The organism is Antarctobacter sp., from assembly GCF_048262615.1.
Taxonomy (GTDB): Bacteria; Pseudomonadota; Alphaproteobacteria; order Rhodobacterales; family Rhodobacteraceae; genus Antarctobacter.
This window is the reverse complement of the sequence record NZ_JBLXFB010000011.1, coordinates 74,232-96,444: the sequence shown is the minus strand read 5'-3', so window position 1 is coordinate 96,444 and position 22,213 is coordinate 74,232. Positions and strand designations below refer to the sequence as shown.

The 22,213-nt window shown below is 62.3% G+C and carries 21 protein-coding genes; 6 read left to right on the top strand and 15 right to left on the bottom strand.

The window, feature by feature from the left end; translation table 11 throughout:
* Window positions 1–22: 22 nt before the first annotated feature.
* Genes ACN0S5_RS13710 through ACN0S5_RS13695 form a run of 4 tightly spaced genes read left to right on the top strand, consistent with a single transcriptional unit; the run spans window position 23 to window position 3,039 of the window.
* On the top strand, window positions 23–808 hold the full coding sequence (locus ACN0S5_RS13710) for an ABC transporter ATP-binding protein (RefSeq protein ID WP_417209107.1): 786 nt from the start codon (window positions 23–25) through the stop codon (window positions 806–808).
* Window positions 805–1,620, top strand: a complete 816-nt coding sequence (locus ACN0S5_RS13705; protein ID WP_417209106.1) for an ABC transporter permease — start codon at window positions 805–807, stop codon at window positions 1,618–1,620. Before ACN0S5_RS13710 ends, ACN0S5_RS13705 begins: the two co-directional genes overlap by 4 nt.
* Before the next feature lies 1 nt (window position 1,621).
* Window positions 1,622–2,095 carry an OsmC family protein gene (locus ACN0S5_RS13700; RefSeq protein WP_417209104.1) on the top strand — a complete coding sequence of 158 codons (474 nt, stop codon included), beginning with the start codon at window positions 1,622–1,624 and terminating at the stop codon, window positions 2,093–2,095.
* Window positions 2,096–2,100: 5 nt separating this feature from the next.
* Window positions 2,101–3,039 (top strand): DMT family transporter, encoded by a 939-nt coding sequence (locus tag ACN0S5_RS13695; protein WP_417209103.1) that lies wholly within the window; start codon window positions 2,101–2,103, stop codon window positions 3,037–3,039.
* Window positions 3,040–3,406: 367 nt separating this feature from the next.
* On the opposite strand, the gene ACN0S5_RS13690 is transcribed toward ACN0S5_RS13695, so the two are convergent.
* The 9 genes from ACN0S5_RS13690 to ACN0S5_RS13650 all read right to left on the bottom strand — a co-directional run bounded on the left by ACN0S5_RS13690 (window position 3,407) and on the right by ACN0S5_RS13650 (window position 13,108).
* Window positions 3,407–4,357, bottom strand: a complete 951-nt coding sequence (locus ACN0S5_RS13690) for a sugar kinase (RefSeq protein WP_417209101.1) — start codon at window positions 4,355–4,357, stop codon at window positions 3,407–3,409.
* Window positions 4,354–4,665, bottom strand: coding sequence for a cupin domain-containing protein (locus ACN0S5_RS13685; protein ID WP_417209100.1), 312 nt, complete (start codon window positions 4,663–4,665; stop codon window positions 4,354–4,356). The genes ACN0S5_RS13690 and ACN0S5_RS13685 overlap by 4 nt, the downstream gene beginning before the upstream one ends.
* Window positions 4,666–4,797: 132 nt before the next feature.
* A complete protein-coding gene (locus ACN0S5_RS13680) occupies window positions 4,798–5,679 on the bottom strand; it encodes an NAD(P)-dependent oxidoreductase (protein ID WP_417209097.1) in 882 nt (293 codons plus the stop codon).
* 35 nt (window positions 5,680–5,714) lie between these two features.
* Complete coding sequence (locus ACN0S5_RS13675) at window positions 5,715–6,047, bottom strand: cupin domain-containing protein (protein WP_417209096.1); 333 nt, start codon at window positions 6,045–6,047, stop codon at window positions 5,715–5,717.
* Window positions 6,048–6,117: 70 nt separating this feature from the next.
* Entirely contained in the window at window positions 6,118–8,418 is a 2,301-nt protein-coding gene (locus tag ACN0S5_RS13670) for a DUF4962 domain-containing protein (protein WP_417209095.1), read from the bottom strand.
* A gap of 104 nt (window positions 8,419–8,522) precedes the next feature.
* Window positions 8,523–10,070, bottom strand: a complete 1,548-nt coding sequence (locus tag ACN0S5_RS13665) for an extracellular solute-binding protein (RefSeq protein ID WP_417209092.1) — start codon at window positions 10,068–10,070, stop codon at window positions 8,523–8,525.
* Window positions 10,071–10,108: 38 nt separating this feature from the next.
* The gene (locus ACN0S5_RS13660) at window positions 10,109–10,990 is read right to left on the bottom strand and encodes a carbohydrate ABC transporter permease (RefSeq protein ID WP_417209089.1); all 882 of its coding nucleotides are present in this window, start codon (window positions 10,988–10,990) and stop codon (window positions 10,109–10,111) included.
* A gap of 13 nt (window positions 10,991–11,003) precedes the next feature.
* Window positions 11,004–12,008: an ABC transporter permease gene (locus tag ACN0S5_RS13655; RefSeq protein ID WP_417209086.1), complete on the bottom strand. Its 1,005-nt coding sequence runs from the start codon at window positions 12,006–12,008 to the stop codon at window positions 11,004–11,006.
* Entirely contained in the window at window positions 12,005–13,108 is a 1,104-nt protein-coding gene (locus ACN0S5_RS13650; RefSeq protein ID WP_417209083.1) for an ABC transporter ATP-binding protein, read from the bottom strand. The genes ACN0S5_RS13655 and ACN0S5_RS13650 overlap by 4 nt, the downstream gene beginning before the upstream one ends.
* 394 nt (window positions 13,109–13,502) lie before the next feature.
* Between ACN0S5_RS13650 and ACN0S5_RS13645 the strand changes: the two genes are divergently transcribed.
* Window positions 13,503–14,192 (top strand): GntR family transcriptional regulator, encoded by a 690-nt coding sequence (locus ACN0S5_RS13645; RefSeq protein WP_417209081.1) that lies wholly within the window; start codon window positions 13,503–13,505, stop codon window positions 14,190–14,192.
* Window positions 14,193–14,326: 134 nt separating this feature from the next.
* Window positions 14,327–15,691 (top strand): MATE family efflux transporter, encoded by a 1,365-nt coding sequence (locus tag ACN0S5_RS13640; RefSeq protein ID WP_417209078.1) that lies wholly within the window; start codon window positions 14,327–14,329, stop codon window positions 15,689–15,691.
* 2 nt (window positions 15,692–15,693) lie between these two features.
* On the opposite strand, the gene manD is transcribed toward ACN0S5_RS13640, so the two are convergent.
* The 6 genes from manD to ACN0S5_RS13610 form a co-directional block, all read right to left on the bottom strand.
* Window positions 15,694–16,920, bottom strand: a complete 1,227-nt coding sequence (manD, locus tag ACN0S5_RS13635; RefSeq protein WP_417209075.1) for a D-mannonate dehydratase ManD — start codon at window positions 16,918–16,920, stop codon at window positions 15,694–15,696.
* Window positions 16,921–16,930: 10 nt separating this feature from the next.
* Entirely contained in the window at window positions 16,931–18,070 is a 1,140-nt protein-coding gene (locus ACN0S5_RS13630) for a Gfo/Idh/MocA family protein (RefSeq protein WP_417209073.1), read from the bottom strand.
* 473 nt (window positions 18,071–18,543) lie between these two features.
* A complete protein-coding gene (locus ACN0S5_RS13625; protein ID WP_417209072.1) occupies window positions 18,544–19,932 on the bottom strand; it encodes an FGGY-family carbohydrate kinase in 1,389 nt (462 codons plus the stop codon).
* Window positions 19,929–20,243, bottom strand: coding sequence for an L-rhamnose mutarotase (gene rhaM, locus ACN0S5_RS13620; RefSeq protein ID WP_417209069.1), 315 nt, complete (start codon window positions 20,241–20,243; stop codon window positions 19,929–19,931). The genes ACN0S5_RS13625 and rhaM overlap by 4 nt, the downstream gene beginning before the upstream one ends.
* Complete coding sequence (locus ACN0S5_RS13615) at window positions 20,243–21,229, bottom strand: ABC transporter permease (RefSeq protein ID WP_417209067.1); 987 nt, start codon at window positions 21,227–21,229, stop codon at window positions 20,243–20,245. Before ACN0S5_RS13615 ends, rhaM begins: the two co-directional genes overlap by 1 nt.
* Window positions 21,226–22,209 (bottom strand): ABC transporter permease, encoded by a 984-nt coding sequence (locus tag ACN0S5_RS13610; protein WP_417209065.1) that lies wholly within the window; start codon window positions 22,207–22,209, stop codon window positions 21,226–21,228. The genes ACN0S5_RS13615 and ACN0S5_RS13610 overlap by 4 nt, the downstream gene beginning before the upstream one ends.
* Between the last annotated feature and the right edge of the window lie 4 nt (window positions 22,210–22,213).

Sequence of the window (22,213 nt, the reverse complement as noted above, 5' to 3'; positions counted from 1 at the left end):
CAAGATGGATGGAAGTTTTCAAGTGAGCGACACGGCCGCACCCTATGTCCAGATCACCTCCGTGGGGAAGGTCTATGCCTCTCCTCGGGGCAACGTGGTGGCGCTGGAGGACATCAACCTTGATATCCGCCCCGGCGAGTTCGTCAGCATCGTCGGCCCCTCCGGCTGCGGCAAGAGCACGTTGTTCAAGTGCCTTGCCGGGCTGGAGCCGGTGACCTCTGGCGCCATGCAGGTGGCCGGGGGGGCGCTCTCCGGTCCGCCAGAGTCGCTGGGCATGGTGTTCCAGCGCGACGTGCTGCTGGACTGGCGCACGATTATCGACAACGTGCTGTTGCAGGCCGAATTCCGGAACCTGCCAAAGGCCCAATACCGCGCCCGCGCCGCGGAACTGTTGCAACGGTTCGGCCTTGGCGGGTTTGAAAAGATGTACCCGTGGGAGTTGTCGGGCGGCATGCGCCAGCGCGCCTCGATCTGCCGGGCGCTGCTCTGTGATCCCGACATGTTGCTGATGGATGAACCCTTTGGCGCGCTTGACGCCATGACGCGGGACGATCTGAATCTGGAACTGACGCGGATCTGGCAGGGCAGCGAAAAGACGGTGCTCTTCATCACGCATTCCATCGCCGAGGCGGTCTATCTCTCGGACCGCGTGGTGATGATGTCGCGCAGCCCCGGAGCCATCGTCGACGTGATCGACATCGACCTGCCGCGCCCGCGCCCGCTGTCAATCCGCGAAACGCGGGAATTCGGCGCGTATACGCAGCGCATCCGCCATCACTTTGCCGAACTGGGGATCTTGAAAGAATGAAACCGCTTCTGACCGCCCTGTCGGGCGACAACCGGGCCCGCGACGTGGTGATTGTGCTGGTCGTGTCGGTCCTGCTGTGGGAGGTGGCGGTGGCCATTTTCCAGCCCCCGCTGATCTTCCTGCCGCCGCCCTCTGCCGTCTGGGCAGAGTTTATGTCCAGCCCCGGCGTCTTCCTGAAACATATGGGCTACACGCTCTCGACCACCGCCGTGGCGTTTGCGCTGTCGGTGATCCTTGGGGTGTTCCTTGCGGTCTGTATCGTGCAGTCGCCCTTTCTGGAACGGACGGTCTATACCTTGCTGGTGGCGCTCAACTCTGTGCCCAAGGTGGCGCTGGCCCCGCTCTTTGTGATCTGGCTGGGGGTCGGCGTCGCGCCGAAGCTGGCGGTGGCGATCATGCTGGCGATCTTTCCCATCGTCATCGACACCGTTCTGGGCCTGCGCTCGGTCGAGCCGGACATGATCAGCCTGGCCAAGACCTCGCGCGCGTCGCGCTTTCAGGTGCTGATGAAGATCCAGTTCCCCAACGCCTTGCCAAGCCTCTTTGCGGGCATGAAGGTCGCGGTCTCCTTTGCCTTGGTCGGCGCCATCGTCGGAGAGTTTGTGGCGGGCGGGAACGGACTGGGCTTTCTGGTTCTGGTGGCACAGGGGCAGTTCGACACCACGCGGGTCTTTGTCTCACTGGTGCTGTTGGGACTGATGGGCACCATCCTGTTCTACGCGGTGGATTTCATGGAACGGCTGATGCTGCCATGGCACGTCTCGCAACGCGGACACCGGCCAGTGGCAACGCCCGAAGCGGCGGGGGCCTGACATGACCGTGACCGTGAACGAAAACCGCAACAAGCGTGCCCGAGTGGCTCGGGCCGCGCATGTGTCGGGCTGCCGGATGGATCTGAACGTCCGCCATTTCGGCCCGATGACGGCGGATGAACCGGAAATCGCGGGTGGCACCGACAAGGGGCCATCGCCCTTGGAATATGTGACCTCGGGGCTGGCCGCCTGCCAGCTTGTGACCGTGACCAAGATCGCGGACGCCATGGGGTTTGCCTATTCCGACCTCACCGTTGACGCCGAGGCGGATGTCAAGTTCCGCGCCGCCAAAGGCGCCATGAGTCCGATCCCCCGCTTTTCGGCGGCCCGGCTGGTGGTGCGGATGCACAGCCCAGAGTCGCCCGAGCGCCGCGCGCAGCTGGAATCGCTGGTGGAAGAGCGCTGCCCGGTCAGCAATCTTTTCCTGGACGCGGGGCTTGCACCCGAGGTCGTCTGGACCTTCGAGCCCGCCTGACACCCATGCGTCCCGCAACCCTTGGCATCTGCGCGCTGCTTGGCACGGCCATCTTGTGGGGCAGCAACCACGTGGTCGCCAGAGCCGCCAACGGCATCGTTCCGTTGGCGGCTTTTGTGTTCTGGCGATGGGCGCTGGCGTTGCCGATCATGCTTGCCATCGCCTGGCCCTCGATCCGCCGCCACCGGGCGCTGATCCGGTCGCACTGGCGCGACCTCTGCGTGATCGGAACGCTGGGGGTCGGCCTTTTCTCTGCATTGCTGGTGGCGGGGGCCTATCACAGTCGTGCGGTCGAGGTCAGCATGATCAATGCCACGACCCCGGCCTGGGTGGCGCTGATGACCCTGCGCCACCGCGACACCCGACTGGGCGGCCTGCAATGGGCGGGGCTTTCGATTGCAATGCTGGGAACGCTTTTGATCATCGCGCGCGGCGACCTGATGACATTGACGCGGATCGAGGCGCGCACCGGCAATTTCATGGCACTTTGCGCTGCGATCCTCTTTGCATGGTTCAGTATCCGGCTGCGGCGCTATTCCGGGCATCTGCCCGCGTTCACCCTGACCACCGTCACAGCCGCATTCGGCACGGCGGTCGTCTCACTTCCCTATTTCCTTGTGGCGGTTTGCATTCTGGGGCAGCCAATCGTTGCGGCAGCACCCGACAGCCAATCGGCGGCCTTGCTGATCGTTCTTTATTGCGCGCTGGGGCCGACACTGATTGGCAATGTTTTCTTCATCTATGGATTGTCGGAGATCGGGCCGCAAAGAGCGGCTGCCTTCCTCTATGCGGCCCCCATCGCGTCGTCGGTGCTTGCCACCGTCTTTCTCGGAGAGGTTTTGCGGCCTTATCATTTCCTCGGATACGCGGCGATCCTGACAGGGCTGATCATGGTCAACCGGCGTCCGGCCGAAATTCGGGCCGGGGCGCCGGATCTGGAATAGGCCACGTTGAGACGGTGTTTGTTTTGGGGTCGGATCCGGAAAACATCACGCTTATCTGGCTTTCGCCCCGTCGGAGCTGACCCAAAGACCACAAGCCGTGAACCGGCGGCACAGGGTGAAGGCCAAACGCACCGCCGAACGCGGGGTTTACATCCCGCGCCCCGGATCGCGTCTGAAGCCTGACCGCAAGACCGTTTCGCGATGACTTTCCCGCGCCCTGCACGACATGACGGTGTGCGGCGAAACCCCGGTTTTGCGCAGGGCGGGGTGGGCACCGTCAGGTGAAACAGACGGCAGATGGCGTCAGCCCACCGGGTCAAGGGGGTACCGGTATACCCGGCGCTGCGCTGCGACCGGCGCGCCGTGGTCAGGTCAGGACAGGCGACAGGGCACGGGCAGCCGCAAGCGCCGCGTCGTCGAGCGTGACCAGCGCCCCTTTGCCGCCCACCACTTGGCCGGCGACGGCCGAGGCGCGCCGGACCCTTGCCGCCATTGGCAGGGTCTCACCCCAGCCCGTCAGGAACCCCGCGTTAAAGCTGTCGCCGGCCGAGGTGGTATCGACCACGCGCCCCACCTTGGGGACATCGACACGCAACGTTGCGCCATCGTACAGGGCCAGCACCGGATCGGCACCATTCTTGACAATCACCACCGTCGCGCCGGCGGCCGCATAGCGCGCGATGGTGCCTTGCGGGTCGGGGTCACCGAAATGCATGGCTTCGTCTTCGAACGAGGGCAGCACGATATCGCTGACACTGGCCCCTTGCATGATGGCTGTTTGCATCTCCTTGGGGTCAGGCCATAGTCCGGGGCGCAGATTGGGATCGAATGCGATGGTGCGGCCCGCTGCGCGCGCGTCCTGCAAGACGCGCAAGAGCCGCTCCCGCGCAACTTCGGATAGGATGGCAAGGGTGATCCCGGAAAAATAGACCAGATCGGCCGCGTCAATCGCTGCGATCATGGCCGTTTCGTCCCGCGCCAGCAGCCGCGCCGCCGAGGTGTCACGCCAGTAGGAAAAACTGCGCTCTCCGTCGATCAGCGAGATCATGTAGAGCCCGACGCTGTGGCCGGGGCAGCGGGCGATATGGTCGGTGCCGATCCCGGCCTCTGCCATGAAACGGAGCATGTCGGCCGAGATCGCATCGCATCCGACGGCGCTGAGATAGGACACGTCCTGATCCGGGTTCAGTTGGCGCAGATACCAGGCGGTATTGAAGGTGTCGCCCGCATAGCCCAACCGGTAGTCCCCGACCATGTCCAGCGGTGCCAGTTCGGCCATACACTCGCCGATACAAAGGACATGCTGAGGCCGGGTCACAGGAAGTCGTCCCGCCGGGGCGTGAAACTGTCGATCATGGTTCCCGGTTCGAGACATGTGCACCCATGGTGCAGGCCCGACGGAATGACCAGGCTGTCGCCCGGCCCGACCTCGTGTTCCGCCCCGCCAAGACAAAAGCGAAAGCGTCCGCTCTGGACGAATGTGGTCTGAACTTGCCGGTGGTGGTGCAGGGCGCGCGCCGCACCCGGCTTTTCATACTGGCAGGCGACCATCATCAGGTCCGGATGATCCGCCAGAATTTGCCGGGTGATGCCGTCGTCTGCCACGACAATGGGGTATTCGCTCATAGTGCATCGTGCCTTTCAGCCAAACAGCCAGTGGCCATTGTGATCAAAGATTGCGCCGGTGATGAAAACGCATGCCGTGTCGGTGGCGGGGCTCCGCGTGACCGCGCGGAGACCCGTTCCCCGATGGCGCGATCAGGCCCCGAGCTTGCGGAAATAGTCAAAGATCTCTGGCACGTTGCCGTCCCCCATCCCGGCGGTCACGGCAGCCTGAAGGTTGTGCGAGGTGCCTTCGGCAATCTCGGCCCGCGTGCCCAGATCCTCGGCCATCTTCAGGAAATAGCCCAGATCCTTGTTGGCGTTGTTGATCGAAAAGCCCAGATCGCTGACGCCATCCACGGCGTAGTGCTTGCAGAACTTCATGAAGGGCGAATTCGACGGGCCGGTCGACATGATGTCGTAGAGCTGCTGGCGGTCGACACCGGCACGGTCGGCCACGGCAAAGGCCTGGCTCATGGTGCAGACGGTTGTCATGCCCATGAAGTTGTTGATCAGCTTGGTGGTGTGGCCCGCGCCCAGCGCGCCAAGGTAAAAGACGTTCTCGCCCTGCGCGTCCAGCACCGGCTTGACCTTGTCAAAGGTCGCCTTGTCGCCCGCCGCCATGATGTTCAGCAGCCCGTCCTTGGCATGCGCCGGGGTGCGGCCCAGGGGGGCGTCGATCATGCCTGCGCCCTTGGCGGCCAGATCCGCGCCGATCTTGCGGGTGGAGGCCGGAATGGAGGTGCCGTAGTCGATCAGCACCGCGCCTTCGCGGATGCCCGCCAGAATCCCGTTGTCGCCATAGACAACCTTTTCGACCACTTCGGAGGTGGTCAGGCACAGCATCACGATATCGCTCGCCTCTGCCAGATCCTTGGGCGTGGCGGCCTCACGCGCGTTGCCCCGGTCGAGGACCGCGTTCACCGCATCCTTGTTGAGGTCCATGACAACCAGTTCGAAGCCCTTCTGCTGAAGGTTCTCCACCATGTTGCCGCCCATAAGGCCGAGGCCGATGAATCCGATGACGGGTTTGGACATACCGTTTCTCCCATAAGTCTTTGAGTTTTTTGTGATCAGAGGAAATCTTCGCGGTGCGGCGTGAAGATATCCAACAGCGTTCCCGCCTCCAGGCAGGTCGCGCCGTGTACGATGTTGGGTTGTTTGTAGAGCGAGTCTCCGGCGGAAACGATGTAGCTGTCGTCACCGACCGTGAAGGCGAACTTGCCCGAGATCACGTAGGTGATCTGTTCGTGCGGGTGGCTGTGCAATGCCGCCACTGTGCCGGTCTCGAAATGCACTTCGACGACCATCGCGTTGTCGTTGTAGGCACCGACCTTGCGGGTCAGCCCGCCACCGGCGTCGAAAAGCGTGTTTTCGCTTTCGGGAAAGTAGTTTTTGACAGTCATGGCACATATCCAAGATGGCTGTTTTCGGTCTGGCCCCGGACCGCCGGTCCGGGGCCATGGGCGGCGTCGGTCAGGTATTGGCCAGCTTTTTCATCACCACCTTGAAGGTGTTCTCGTCGGTGTCGGTGAAATAGAGATCGGCGTCGTAGCCCTGATCATCCATGAAGTTGAAGATCCGCTTTGGCGCGTCCAGCCGGTAGGGCACCAGCAGGGTGGCGATCCGGTGGCGGGTCGAGGCCGGGTATTGCGCATGCAGGCAGGTGCTGACGGGCAGGCCGTCGTAATCCGCCGGATCGACATTGGGAAAGCCGGTCTCCTGGGTCAGGACCGGTTTGCCCGCCTCGGACCAGACCACCTGCCCGTAGAACCCGGCGCGCTGGCCGGTGTAGCGGAAAGTCGTCTTGCCAAGGTCATAGGGGGCGTTGGCGTGCAGCAACCAGTCGAGGGTGACAGGCGTCTCGGCGTCGACCTTGTCGACGATGACGAAATAGCTGTTGCGCACAAAGTAGATTTCGCGTTCCGCCAGTGTCACCTCAGGCGACAACGATTGATAGGCGGCGGTGGCGTCCCCCTTGATGTAGATGTGATCCTCTCGCGTTTCGGCGGCAAGGATCTTGCCCGATGCGGCGATCGCCTTGGCCTTGTCCTTTTCGGCGTATTGGCCCTTGCCGTTGATCAGGATGGCGTTCTTGGACACGGTCTGTCGCCGCCAGAGCCGGTGCATGCTCGAGTTGAAGGCCACGTAATAGCCCGACTGGATCGCCAGATCCTCGCCGTAGGCTGCCATGCAAAAGGCGTTCTGGTCGCCGTGGCTGTGGCTGATCGAGCCAAAGCGCGAGGACTTGAACACGAACTGGATGTGGTTGTCCGGGTCCGCCATGGCGTGCTGGATGCCGACCCAGCCAATGCCGCGGAAATGGCGGAACCCGCTTTCAGGTGGCGTCGCCTCGACCTGCGGGTAGTCGGTCAGATAGGTCAGTTCGTCGAAATGGGTGTCCCACCAGCCCCAATTGTAAAAGGCGTCTTCGGTGTCCGGGTTCAGCCGGGCCAGTTCCTCATGATACCATTGGTAGGCACCGTTGCCGGTGACGCCCGCGTATTGGCGCAGGTTGATGCCGGTCTTGATGCAGGGCAGATCGCCCTGCGTGCTGTCGTCGCCAAAGGTGGCGCGGCGGGTGTCGGGTGCCTTGCAGTATAGTGGGAAATCCCCGGTGTTGCGAAAAAACGGCCGCTTGTAGAGGTCAATGCCGGCAAAGCTTTTCAACCGGTTCGCCGCCTCGATCAGATAGGCCATGCCCATCATCCAGTAATTCGTGCCCTCGGCCCAGCCGCCATCGCTGTCGCCCCAGGGCGAATAGACGGTGGCGAGGAATTCGATGCAGTAGTTGAGCCAGTCACGGGCCTCGTCGTCCGCGTCATCGCCCAGCAGGGCGATACAGGCCGGGACCAGCGTCAGCGAGACCGAGCGGACCGCATGGCTGTCATAGGGGAAGAGGTGGATCTTGGCGTTGACGATCGCATGTTCGGCGATGTCGCGGGTGCGGGCCAGCAGGGCGGCACGCACCGTGGCGCGTTCCGCGTCGCTCATCTGGTCGTAAAGCCAGTCATAGCCCCATGCCAAGGCATTGCAGACACGGTAGGCCCATTCGTCGGTATAGGCGCGCGAGGTGACGCCCATGGGGTCCCAGCTTGCCGCTTCCAGCAACCAGTCCTTGGCGCGGTCCAGCATCCCCTGGTCGCCGGTCACCTGACCGCCGATGGCAAGGTGACGCACGGCGTACATGTGCTCTTGCAGGTCGATATAGGTCTGGCGCCAGACCGGCGCGACCCGCTGGTTGTTGGGATAGCCCGCAGGTTCCCGCATCACCGCGCGGTCCATCCATGGCAGGACGGATTTCTGGTAAAAGGTTTCCCACGTGCAATGGGCCGGGTCGGCCTCGACGGCGTTTTTGAATTCTACCAGCCGATCGGCGCTCAGCCAGAGGCGCGGGTGTTCCGGGGCGGTCTTTCCAAAGCGGGCCTTGCGCGATGGCAGTGGGGACTCCGGCAGACCTGCGGGCACGGTAAAGCTGCGCACCGTGCTCCAGGTGGTTGTGGGTTTGCCCGACTCCGGGTCGCAGACCGCGTATGACCAATGGTAGTCGCCGGGTTCCAGAACCACGTCCGGCGTAAAGAAATTCACCGGCAACCGGCAATAAAAGTGTGTGGACCCTGTCGGGAAACCCGGATCGGCCGAGATCCGCAGCACGTACTGCGCCTCGTCCTCGATCACGGGCAGCCATGTGAAACGCGGCGGATTTTCGACGATCTCGCTCTGTGCGTCTGGTGCATACTGGATGGTCAGGCGGCCGGTGTTGGGTTCGTCGAGCATGGGGGCGGGTGCGCCGGGCATCGGTCAGGACTTTCTGTTGCTTGCACGGTGGGGGATGTGCGGCCAACAGCGGGCCGCACATGTCTTTGTCGATGGGACGAGAGTCAGCCGTACTGCCGCTTGTAGGCGGTGTTCAGGACCTCGATGACCTTTTCGTAGCCCATCTTGTTCAGCGTCTTGACGTAGTCGTCCCATTCCGCGGTGACGTCGCCGGTGCCCAGCACCCATGCCTGCTGGCGCTCCAGCATGTAGGTGCGGATCGACGGCCAGTAGCGGTCAAAGATGGCCTGTTCGTCCTTGTTGAAGGCGACACCAAGGAACTGATCGACCAGAATGTCGTGCTGGTCGTACAGCTCAATCCCCTTGCGGGCAGCCTCGGCGGTCCACTGCCACTCATAACGGTAGTCCTGCCAGTAGCCGCGCTGGATCTGCGCGCCCACCGCCCACATCTGGGCGTTGACCGGCTGGCCGTTGGTCAGCACCTCTTCCTTGTAGATCGGCTCGCCGTCGACCATGTCCCAGGTATCGCCCTCGACGCCGAAGTTCGACAGCAGGCGGCCTTCTTCGCTGAACCAGAAGTCAAAGTACTTGATCGTCTCGACCGGGTGCTTGTTGTTGTGGCTGATCGCCCAGCCATCCGGTTTGATCGGGATGCGGCGGTGCTCTTCCATCCGCACGCCCCCGGCCGATGCCGGCGGCAGGAACGGCACAAAGTTGAAGCCGTCGACCTTGTCCGCCAGCGCGGCGTTATAGCCCGAGGTCGAGGCGAACCAGTCATGGGTCATCCCGCCCAGGTTCTCGCCCAGCAGGTATTCGCGGGCGGAAGAGCCGCGGGTGAACACTTCGGGGTCGATCAGCCCTTCGGCATACCACTTGGCCACATGGGCCAGACCGTCGCGATAGGCGTCCTGCGCGTAGGGGTGCGCCACCTTGCCTTCGGCGTTGACGTAGAAGTCATGGTAGGTGTCCGACCCGGACGACCGCGCATCCCACAGCGTGACCAGACGGATGGCCTCTTCCCAGTCGCGGAAGAAGGACGGCACCTCGTCCTTGAGGCCGTTGCCGTTGGGGTCCTGATCGCGGAAGGCCACCAGCACATTATACAGGTCATCGACGTTCTGCGGCTGTTCCAGTCCCAGCTTGTCCAGCCAGTCCTGACGGATGAAATAGGCCCGGCCATATTTGCCGTCGGGCAGGTAGGGGATGTAGTAATAGTTGCCGTCAAAGGCCGAGATCGCCTCCTTCAGGCCGGGGTGGCTGTCCCAGAAGGCCTTGATGTTCGGCGCGTGCTCTTCGACCAGCTCGTTCAGCGGCAGAAAGGCGCCCTGCGGGCCGTATTCGTTGACCGGCTGCTGGATCAGATGACCGCCGACGATGTCGGGCATGTTGCCCGAGGCGATCAGCAGGTTCATGGCCTCTGCCGAATCCTTGGTGTTGCGGCCGACGGTGGCCTCCTTGAGGTGAATACCCGTCAGTTCGCGGGCTTTCAGCTCGACCGGGTAGGTCTCGTCATAGCCCTGGCTGCGCGGCCAGTGCATGTGGACCGACAGGTCCAGAGGGCTGTCGACGATTTGCAGGTGGCTGTCGGCGAAGGCCGGGGCCGTCATGGCCGTGGTACCCAGGATGGCAAGTGCCAGTCTGAAGGTTCGCATGGTGTCCTCCCTATTGCGAAGTTCTTGATGATGCGTGGTCATTCCTTCACCCCACCCAGCAGGATGCCCTTGCTGAAGTACTTCTGAAGGAACGGGTAGATGAGCAGGATCGGGATGATCGAGCAGACGATGATCGCGGCGCTGACGGTCTCGACGGAAAAGGGCGCGTTGATCAGCGTGGCGGCAAAGGTTTCGTCATCGGTCAGTTCGGTGATGACGTGGCGCAGGTAGACCTGAAGCGGGATCTTGTCCTCGTCCTGTAGCAGCACCATGGCCCAGAAAAAGCCGTTCCAGCGCGACACGATGCAGAACAGGGCGACGGTGGCGATGGCGGGCTTGGACAGCGGGACGTAGACCTTCCACAGCACCTGAAACTCATTGGCGCCGTCCATCCGCGCGGCCTCTTCGAAGGACTGCGGAATGCCCTCGAAGAAGTTGCGCAGCAGGATGATGTTGAAGCCGTTGACTGCAAAGCCGATGATGATGCCAAAGTAGCTGTCCAGCAGGCCGAGGTCGCGCATGTTCAGGAAGAACGGGATCAGGCCTGCGTTGAACCACATGGTGAAGGCCACCATCAGGTTCCAGAACCGCCGCCCGTATAGCTGCGGGCGTGACAGGGCGTAGGCGCCGGGGATGATGAACACCATGCTCATCAGCGTGCCGCCGATGGTGTAGATAAAGGTGTTCTTGTAGCTGATCCAGAACTGCGGCTCTGACAGGACCTGCTTGTAGGCCTCCAGCGTAAAGCCCACCGGCGTCAGGATGACATTGCCGGCGCGGGCCTCGAAACCGGTGCTCATCGACAGCGAGGCGATGTAGATGAACGGGTAAAGCGTGGAGATCGTGAACAGCGCGATCAGCACCATGTTGACGATGACGAACAGCTTGTCGCCGCGCGAATAGAGATTCATGTTGGCCATTGATCTTTCCTCCTCACCACAGTGACGTGCGCGAATAGCGCTTGGAGATCGTGTTCGCGGTCATCACCAGAACGAAGGCAACCAGCGCGTTGAACAGTCCGGCAGCGGCGGCAAAGTCGTACTGCCCACCCTGAAGGCCCTGGCGGTAGATGAAGGTGTTGACCACGTCGGCGGTCTGGTAGGTCGCCGGCTGGTACAGCAGGATGATCATCTCGAAGCTGACTTCGAGGATGTTGCCGATGCGGATGATCAGCATGATGATGATCGTCGGCATGATCGACGGGACGGTGATTTTCCACATCATCTGCCAGCGGCTGGCGCCATCGACCACGGCCGATTCATACAGCGTCGGCGACACCCCCGCGATGGCGGCCAGATAGACGATCGACTGGAACCCGGCCTCTTGCCAGATGCCCGTGCCGATAAAGATCGGGCGGAACCATTCCGGCTTGGTCAGGAAGTAGACAGGATCGACACCAAACCAGCCGAGGAAGGTGTTCACGATCCCTGCCGATGGCGAGAAGGCGGTCATCACAATCCCCGCGATGATCACCGACGAGATGAAATGCGGCAGGTAGACAATGGTCTGCGCGGATTTCTTGAAGGTCTGGTTCAGCACCTCGTTGAACATCAGCGCCAGCAGGATCGGCACCGGAAAGCCGAACAGCAGGCCGTAGGCGCTCATGATGATGGTGTTCTTGAGCGCGCGCAGGAACTGGTCGTTGCCGAACAGCGCCTCGAAATGCGCGAACCCGATCCACGGGCTGCCCGCGACGCCGCGGAAGATCGAGTAATCCTTAAAGGCGATCTGCAAGCCGTACATCGGCTTGTAGAGGAAGATCAGCAGCCACAGGATCGTCGGGATCAGCATGACGTAGAGCTGCCATTCCCGCTTCAGGTGGTCGCCCACCCGTTGGACGCGGCTGGGCTTGCGGCGGCGCTGTGCTTCGGAGGCGTCAAAGACCAGTTCTTCGGTCTTTGGCCCGGCGGAAGAGATGAAATCGGGATCGCTGCTCATTGGACCAGCACCTGTCCGGGCAGCGCCTGACCGTTCTGAGCGTCGAACACCTTGATCAGGTGCGGGGCGATGGTGAACCCGGAAATGCCGTCGAGGATATTCATCTGGCCGACGGTGTCGGTGCGGATCACAAAAGGGTCGCCCTGAAGATTGGCATGGATAAGCGCCTCTGAGCCCAGAGTTTCGACAAGATCGACATCCAGACCGACACGCCCCGAGGTGCTGTCATCCGCCACGGTGACGAACTCTGGCCGAATGCCCAGTGTCACGTCCCGCCCCACGGCATTCTGCAACGATGGCAGCGGTTGCAGCTGGACGCTCTGGCCGCCGAACTCTGCGACCGGGCCCTGATCGCCCGCGCCGATTGTGGCCTTGACCATGTTCATCGGCGGAGAGCCAAGGAACCCCGCGACAAAGGTGTTGGCGGGGTTCAGGAACAGTTCCATCGGGGTGCCGATCTGTTCGATCCGCCCGTCGTGCATGACAACGATGCGATCCGCGAGGGTCATCGCCTCGACCTGATCATGGGTGACGTAGATGCTGGTTGCGCCCAGCCGTTTGTGCAGGCGCTTGATTTCCGCCCGCATCTGGGTGCGCAGCTTGGCGTCGAGGTTCGACAGCGGCTCGTCAAAGAGGAACACCTTGGGGCGGCGCACGATGGCCCGGCCCATGGCGACCCGCTGGCGCTGGCCGCCCGAAAGATCCGCCGGACGGCGTTCCAGATAGGGCGTCAGCCCCAGGATTTTGCCCACCTCGTCCACGGAGGCGGCGATGTTTTCCTTGCTTTCCTTGCGGATGCGCAGGCCAAAGGCGATGTTGTCGGCGACGTTCAGATGCGGATAAAGCGCATAGTTCTGGAACACCATCGCCACGTCGCGATCCTTGGGTGCGACCCGGTTCACCAACCGTCCGTCGATGGTCAGATCGCCGTCCGAAATCTCTTCCAGCCCCGCAATCATGCGCAGCGTGGTGGACTTGCCGCAGCCGGACGGGCCGACAAGCACGACGAATTCCTTCTCCTGCACCACCAGGTCGATGCCGTGCACGACCTGCACGGCGCCATAGGTCTTTACGATGCCTTCTAAACGAACCCCTGACATGAGCCCTCCTCCAGACTGCCCTGCGCGTGGCATGGGCCGGTTTTGCAAATCGTCCCGGCCTCCCGCCGGTTCCAAGGCGATACGATTCGCCTGAATTTCCATCTGGTATACTAGTCGTAAATCTGGAATACTAGTATAAAGTTGAGACTCGGGCGGGCGCTGGTTGCCCGTCGCGGAGCAGAGAGGTTGAAATGATTATCAATTCGGAAACGACCGCCCGCGCATTTTTGGCGGGCAACTGCCGCCCTCAGGCCGGGCACTTGCAGCCACCGACCGACACGCATCGGTCCTTGCTGTCCTTGCCCGATGACACCCCGACGCACCGTACGGGGCCGACGACGTTGGCCTTTCCGGATTCCGCGTCTATAAAACCCGCACCCAAAAGGATCTTGTGATGCAGCCGACACTGGCCCATGAACGCCGAACCACCGTCGATGAGATTTTTGACCATCTCTACGGCGAGATATCGTCGCTGCGCCTGCGCCCCGGCGACAGGATTTCCGAAGCCGAGATCGCGGCGCAGTTCGGGGTGTCGCGCCAGCCCGTGCGCGATGCCTTCACGCGTCTCGCCAATCTCGACCTGCTCCTGATCCGCCCGCAGCGCGCCACCGAAGTGAAACGCTTTTCGTCGCGCGAAATCGAAAAGTCGCGCTTTGTCCGGGCCGCGGTCGAGGCCGAGGTGCTGCGCCGCGCTGCCCGTCTGTGTGACGCCGACGGCGCCGGACGACTGGAATCCTGTCTTGTCGAACAGCGCAAGGTGATTGCCGACGGGGATTTCAGCGCCTTCGGAACGCTGGATTATGCCTTTCACAAGACGCTGTGCGACATTGCGGGCGTCGACTTTGCCTTTGAGGTCATCTCGTCCGAAAAGGCCAAGGTCGACCGGCTCTGCACACTGGGCCTCTCCAAGGAAGACCGGATGCCGCAACTGCTGGAAGATCACGAAGTGATTGCAGCGGCGATTTCGGCAGGCGACGAGGAGGCGGCGGTCAAGGCAGGCATGCTGCACCTGTCGCGGCTGGATTCCACCATCGAGGCCATCTCCAAGAGTAACGCGAACTACTTCGATCCCGAAGACCGCTGAAGCGAGGTCGCGGCCCGCGACCGATATTCCCTGACCGGCGTCTGTCACGACACCACGTCCTGCGCGGCCGATCCCGCGCGCGCGAGGTCCGGACGTGATCCATGCGACCGGTCGCACAAGGATTCTTTCCGAAAATGACCTACTCCATTGGTGCCCCGAACACCTCCGCCGCCCGCGCGGTTTTTGATCTGGCTTGGCCGCTGACCTTCAAGGCCTTGATGCTGCACGGCATTGTTGTCGTAGATGCCTATCTTGTATCCTCGTTGGGGGAACCGGCGGTCGCGGTGCTGGGCCTTTCGGCCTCTATCGCGGGGCTGCTGCTGGGTCTCATCGTGGCGTTTTCGAACGCCACCCAGATCCGCATCGCGCAGGCCTTTGGCACCGGCGATCCGGTCTTTATGAAATCGGCCTTGTTGGCCGGGCTGACGATCAACGTCGTGGTTGTCGTGGCGGGGCTGGCCATCCTTGGTCTGTCCGCTGGCGCGATCATCGACACATTGGCCCATGATGCTTGGATCGCCGCCGAAGCGCGGCGCTACCTGTCGGTTTTTGCCTTGGTCGTTCTGGCCGAGGCCATCGGCCAGTGTCTGACAAGTTTTTTCAACGGGTGCGGGGATACCCGAATGCCGGCCCTCAGCTATCTGATGGCCGTCCCGATCAATATCGCGGCCAGCCTCATCCTGATTCACGGACTGTTCGGCGCGCCCGAATTCGGCGTTCTGGGGGCCGCCATGGGCAGTGCCCTTGCCTCAACGGTGCAGGTCGGGTTTCTGGCGCGGCGGTTGTTGCGGCGTCACGGCGACCTGTTGCGCCGCGCCGGATGGCGCAACGGCAGCTTTGCCGCGACGGTCCGGCGGCACCTTGTCTTTGCGCTGCCCATCGCCGCCACCTTTGGCAGCGCCACCATTGCGATGAGTGTCTGCGGCCTGATCTACGCGACGCTGCCGGTGATCCAGTTCGCGGCGATGACCATCATCATGCCATGGGTGCAGGTTGCTGGTACGGTCGGCATGAGCTGGGCGCAGGCGACGGGGATCATCGTGGCACAGCTTTTGGGCCGTGCCACGCCGGCAGAGGATCTGGACGGGTTCCTGACCGGGGCATGGCGTGGTGCCTTGGTGGCCGCGACATTTGTCTCGATCACCTACGCGGGCGTCTGCCTGTCGACGCCATGGATCTATTCAGAGTTGCACGTGGACACGCAGGCCACGCTCATCAGTTTTCTGCCCATCCTGTTGCTGCTGCCCTTCCCCAAGGGATCGAACGCGATCTGCGGCAACACGCTTCGCGCGGGTGGGGATACGGTCTATGTCATGCACATTTTCGTCTGGTCGCAATGGCTGTTCCGGGTGCCGGCCACCGCCGTGGCGGTGCTTTGGCTAGACCTCTCGGTGACTTGGGTCTTTTCTCTGCTGCTGGCGGAGGAATTGATCAAGTTCGGCCCCTTCCACCTCCGCCTGCGCAAGGGGCGGTGGAAGCAGGGCGTTGCACCGGACTAGAGTCAATAGTTCCACATAGTTCCGTCTTCCAACCGCACGATGGGGTGGCTGCCCGGCGCATAGTCATAGCGCGCGGCCTCTGTCTCGTCAAAGTCGACCCCAAGGCCGGGGGCATCGCTGACAAAGACCATGCCGTTTTCCATCCTGTGTGCGGCGGGAAACAGTGCGTCGCATTCGGGTGTGCCCAGCACAAGGTATTCCTGAATGCCGAAATTCGGGGCCCAGGCGTTCAGATGCGCCTGTGCCGCCATGCTGATCGGCGAATGGCTGGGTGCGCCGTGAAAGCCGGTCTTGACGTGATGCAACCCGGCAAGATCGACGATGCGTTTCGCGTGGGTGATGCCGCCCACATAGGTGACCGCGACGCGGACGAAGTCGATCAGCTCGTCTTCGATCAACCGGTTGCATTCCCAGATCGAGTTGAAGACCTCACCAATGGCCACAGGCACGGTGGAGTGCTGCCGCAACAGGCGCAGGGCGTTCTGATCCTCTGCCGGTGTCGGGTCTTCCAGCCAGAACAGGCCGACGGGTTCCACCGCCTTGGCAAACTCGGCGGCCTCGCGCGGGGTCAGCCGGTGATGCACGTCATGCAGGATCTCTATTTCCGGACCAAACCGCTCGCGGATTTCCATCAATGCGCCGGGCATGTAGCGCATGTACTTTCCGGTATCCCAAACTTCGACCTTGGGCCGGATACCGCTGTAATTGGTGATGTAGTTCTTTACGTCCCCCTTCTTCTCGGGCACCGCATAGCTGGCCGAGGGCATCCCCGGAATGCCGCATTGCACGCGAACGGCCTTGTATCCCTGCTCGATGTAATGCGCGACGGAGTCCATCAGATCCTCCAGATCGGCCCCCGTGGCATGGGCGTAGGTCAACGCGCCCTCGCGGCTCTTGCCACCGAAAAGCTGGTAAAGCGGCATGTTCGCAAGCTTGCCCTTGATGTCCCACAGCGCCATGTCGATGGCCCCAAACGCCGCCATGGCGATGGGGCCGCGCCGGAAATAGGCGCCACGGTAGAAAAACTGCCAGATGTCCTCGCTGTTGCGCGGGTCCATCCCGATCAGATTGGGGATCAAGTAGTCTTGCAGGTATTTCGCGGGCAGCGTCTCGCGGTTGTTCAGCGTGGCGTCGCCAAGCCCGTAAACCCCTTGATCGGTCATGATCTTGAGGGTGACGTAGTTCTTCTTTGGTCCGCCGACAAAGACCTTTGCATCGGTGATTTTCATTTTGCCTTCCTCAGGTCAGGTGGGACACGTCGGTCCAGTTGTCGTTGCGGCGGATCAGGTCGATGATCTGCTGATACTGGCTGCCTTGGTGAAAGGTTGGATACGGTTCAACCGCTTCGCCCTGGATGTCCTTGACGAACATCCGCGCAAGGTAGTGCCAGCACTGTTCTGTTTCGCCCTGCACATCCGGGACGGCAGCGGCGATGTCGTGCGGCAGGGCCAGTTCCGTCCAGACCTTATCGCGGCCCCAGTGGTACAGTTGCCCGCTGCCGTAATGGCCCTTGATGTAGATGGCGCCTTTTGTTCCGTAAAAGACGATGTGGTCGTCGTGAAACCGGGGCACCAGCCCGCCATGCTTGAACAGCACAGAGACCGGCTGGTCAGCCAACGGGCTCTCCAGTTTTGCCAGTACGGTGTAGGACCACTCGACGTTGCTTTCTCCCCATTTCAGCGATGGGTCGTTCAGATCGTCCGGAATGAAGTTCCGCCGGGTGGCAAAGTTGTGCACCCCCTCGACGATGGGCGCACGCCCGAGATCGTCCCGTACCTCGCCGATGACCGACAGGATCGTTTCACCGATGACCGAACAGGCGATCGACAGTGTATGGGTAAAGTTGTTGTTCAGCCGCCCGCCGCCGTCTTCCTTGCGGTGGGACCAGCCAAAGGGGATGTCGCACTCAAGGTTGAAGTGTGAGATGCACTCCACCTCGGTCGGCGCGCCAATCGCGCCTTCGGCGACCAGCCGCTTGGCATGCAGGACGCTTGCCGCATAGCGAAAGCTGGCGGCATATGCCGTCTTGACCCCCTTGGCACGGGCGAGGCTGGCCAGTTCTGCGGCTGTTTCGCCGCTTTCCGTCATGGGTTTATCGCAAAACACGTGGCAGCCAGCGGCGATGGCCTGCTTGATCGGTGCAAAATGCGCGCCGCCGGGCGTCGCAATGGAGACGATGTCGGGACGGCAGGTGGTCAGGGCCTCTTGCCAATCGGTGCCGGAAAAAGGGATCGCCAACTGCGCGGCCACGTCGCTGACGACGCTCGGGGTGCGACCGACAATGCCGACCACCTCTGCCCCCGCTGCCCGGAATGCTTGGGCGTGTCCCTGTCCGGCAAAGCCGGTTCCGTAAACCAGAACTTTCAATTTTCCAGCCATGTGCTCCCTCGTCACTAATTGCAGACTAGTATTCTAGTCGGCAAGCGCGACAATGGCAATCTGGAAATCCGCCGCAAGCCGCGACCCGCAAAATCGGAAAGCGGGGGCAGATCCCCGTTTGGGTGGATTACTTTGTGCGTTTGAAGGGGGGAAATCGTGCCGCCGATCACCGCAAGAGTGGTCTGACACTGGTCAAAGATCGCCACGGAGATTGACGAGGGCACGAACCTGGGCACGGCTGTTTGACGAGCGCGGTGAGCAGGATACCAATGTTACAAGGCGCTGTCGGCTGATGGCTGGTGCTGACCTCCGGGGCTGAATTCCGGGCCCGAATTCTGGGGCCAGATTCTCGGAGCGGGGGCAGGGGCTGGGACTGGTGCTCTTTGGTGCGAAGTTCCAAAGCCCAACAGATCCACAGCAAGGAATGGCGCGGCTCTTGTGTTGTCCGCCCAAGAGGCCGCGCCGGGTGATGGTCAGAACGCAGGATCGCCTACGGCGTGCGTCCAAGCGTCGGCATAGGCGCGCATTTCGGTCAGGCGCGGCTCTTCGGCAAGTGAAAAGGCGTCCCCCTCGGCGGCGGCCCGTGCCTCTTGGCAGGCGACAATTGCGGCCCCTTGGCTGGTCCCGGTCTGGCCTTTCGATGCCACAACCGTCGACTGCGTCGCGACCGCCAACATGCGCAGGAAAACCGGATTGGCCGCAAAGGGCCCCTCGACGATGATGGACCCCCGGTGGCCCGTATTTTGCAGGCACCGCGCGACGACAAGCGCGAGGTAAAGCGCAACTTCTGCGCCGCGCAAGGCGGTGCCGGGCGCAGGCACGGCCCCGACCCATCGGGCCTTTTGTCCGCGAAAGGGGCCGGTTTCCGGGGCGAATCCGGGCAAAATCATACGCTGTTCTGCCAAGACGACAGCCAGCGCGGCGTCGTCGGGTTCCGGATAAGGCCCCTGCGTCGCCAGATCATGTTCCCGTCCGCCCATGAAGCGGGCAGAGGGGACCGGGTCGCCCAGCGCGTTGACGTTGATCAGCACGTCCTGTTCCGGGTCCAGTGTGACGTCCTGCCCGCCAACGGTCATCGCGACAACCCATGTCCCGGTGGACACCACGCTGAACGGTTGCCTGTTGGCAAGGATATGCGGCAGCAGCGACGCGTTGGAGTCGTGGATGCCGCAAAAAACCGGCGTATCCGGGGCCAACCCGGTGCGCGCGGCAATGTCCGGCAGGACTGGCCCCAGAATGTCGCTGGATTTCTTGGCGGGCGCGATCTTGTCGCGGATGCCAAGCGCGTCGACAAGTGACGAAAAACAGCGGCGATGCGGGTTCCACAGGTCGCTGTGACAGCCCAGAGAAGTCACGTCGGTTGCCCCGATCCCGGTCAGACGGTGGCCCCAGTATTGCGGATAGGTCACGATCTGATGCGTGCGTTCGGCCAGCCCGCGGTCGGTCGCAAACTGCCAGAACAGCTGCGCGCCGATGTTGAGACCCAGGCGCAGTCTTGGCGAACCGGTTTCTGCGAAGGGCGGGCGGATCGCGTCATAGTCGGCGGCGGTCTCGTCGGGGCCGGTGTGCTCATAGTCAAGAATGGGCGCCGCCAGCGCGCCGTCACGGTCCAGCAATGCGGCACAGGCGCCGTGGGTGGTGATCGAAATCGCCTGGACACCGTGCTGGGCGTGAAAGTCCCTCAACCCGTCCAACAGGAAGGCCCAATGCCCTTCGGTGTCGAAATGCGGGTAGGGCGGTCCGGGACGCACCGTGTTGGGCCGCGTGATGACGGCGATTTCCGACAGGTCGGCAAGGTCGACCAGCGCCAGTTTGGCATTGGTCTTGCCGATGTCGATGACGGCGACATGACCCGTCTTCATGGCATGTGAAAGACGCAGACAAGCTCCGTCACCACGGGTTCATTGTCGGGGTGGGTTTCCATGATGTCCGCCATGTGCGCCCACCATTTCCGCATGATTTCGGTCGTGGGGAGGGCATCCATCCCGTGGTTCTCTGTCCGCCAGAGGACACCGAACAGCGTATCGGTGTCCCGGTCGAGGTGGATCGAATAGTCCGAAACACCGGCCTCTTTCAGAAGACGCACCAGATCCGGCCAGATCTCATCGTGGCGTTTGCGATACTCGGCCTCGCAGCCCGGATTCAGCCGCATCTTGAAGGCGTGTTTTTCCATCACCGTGCCTTCCACATGGACCAGAGCCGGGGCAGCGCGATGACCCCGATCAAAAGCGCGCCGATGACGATGGACATCACGATGCCCGGCACGTTCAGCAGCCCCAGACCGAACGTCACCAGCCCCATGACAAAGGCCGCGATCACCACACCCGGTATGCTGCCCGATCCGCCAAGGATATTGACGCCGCCAAGGACCACCATCGTGACCACCTCCAGCTCCCAGCCGAAGGCGATGGAGGGACGGGTAGAGCCCAGCCGGGCGGTCAGACAGACCGCCGCGACACCGGCCATCAGCCCGGTCAGCAGGAACAGGATGAATTTGACACGTGCCACCCGAATTCCGGAGAACAGCGCGCCCGTCGGGTTGTTTCCGATGGCATAGACCGCGCGGCCAAAGTTGGTCTTGTGCAGGAGGATGCCGTAGAACACCGCCAGGATGGCAAACAGCATCAGTTCGAAAGAGATCACCCAGAACACGTAGCCCTGACCGAAAAAGGCAAAGTCTGACGGATAGCCTTTGTAGACTTGGTCACCCAGCACGATAAAGCTGATGCCGCGAAACAGGCTCATCGTGCCGATGGTGACAACGATTGAGGGCAGGCCCATCCGGGTGACCAGAACGCCGTTGAACGCACCGCAGATCAGGCCGGTGCCAAGCCCGACAGCGATCAGCACCGGCGTGCCCGCCCCGGCCTCGACGGCCGCGCCCATCGCGGTCGAGGCCAGCGCGATGATTGCCGCGACCGACAGGTCGATTTCGCCAGAGATGATCAGCAGCGCCATGGCAAAGGCGATCATCGCCTTTTCGGTAAAGTTGAAGGTCGCGTCGCTGAGGTTCCAGGCGTTCAGAAAGTAAGGCGAGGCAAAGCTATTGGCGACAAAAATGGCGATGGCCACCACCAGCAACAGCGATTCCCAGCTTTTCAGGCGCTTTTGAAACGGCGATTGCAGCCGGTCGGGGATGAAACGGGTTGTATCGGTCATACCGCGTGCTCCGCTGACTTGAGGATGATCCGGCCCTTGGTCTGTGAGGCACGGGCGTTGACTGCGACGGCAATGATGATCGCCGCCCCCGAGATGGCGAGTTGCCAGAACGGTGAGACATTGATGACCGGCAGCGCATTCTTGATTACGCCAAGGAACAGCGCGCCCAACAGCGCCCCGCCAACCGTGCCAATGCCGCCGGCGATGGAAATGCCGCCGATCACGCAGGCCGCGACCACGTCCAATTCGAACCCGCTGGCGATGTCCACATAGGACACCGCGTAGCGCGACACCCAAAGATAGCCGGTCAGCCCGGCCAGCGCGCCGGAGATGGTGAAGGCCCAGAACTGGGTGCGCCCCACGTCGATGCCGGTATAGGTCGCGGCATGGGGATTGCCGCCCACCGCATAGGCCGCGCGGCCCAGTGACGTGCGTGACATGACGATTGTCAGGACGATCACGGCAAGGATCGCAATCCAGCTTAGGACCGGCAGACCCATAAGGTCAGCCCGCGGAAACGCCTTGAACGCCGGGCTCATTTCATGGCTGTTGACCCATTTCCCGTCTGAAATCAGAAAGATGATGCCGCGAAAGATGGTCATGGTGCCAAGCGTCACCACGATAGGCGGAATGCCCAGTTTCCAGACAAGCACACCGTTGGCCATTCCCATGACGGTGCCCAGCGCGATGGCGACAAGCAGGATCACCGCAACCGGCACGCCGGGAAAGGCGACATTGATCATGGAAACGACCATGCCGGTCAGGGCCAGATTGGCGGCCACCGACAGGTCGATACACTTGGTCAGGATCACGACCATCTGCCCGATGGCCAGCAGGATCAGCGGAGAGGTGTCGTTGAACACATCCGCAAGGTTCGAAGGCGCGACAAATGCCGGAAAGCGGGTGGCGATCAAGGCCAGCAGCACGGCTATCGCACCGAGCAGCAGGGTTTCGCGCGAAGTGATAATGCGATGGAGCATAACG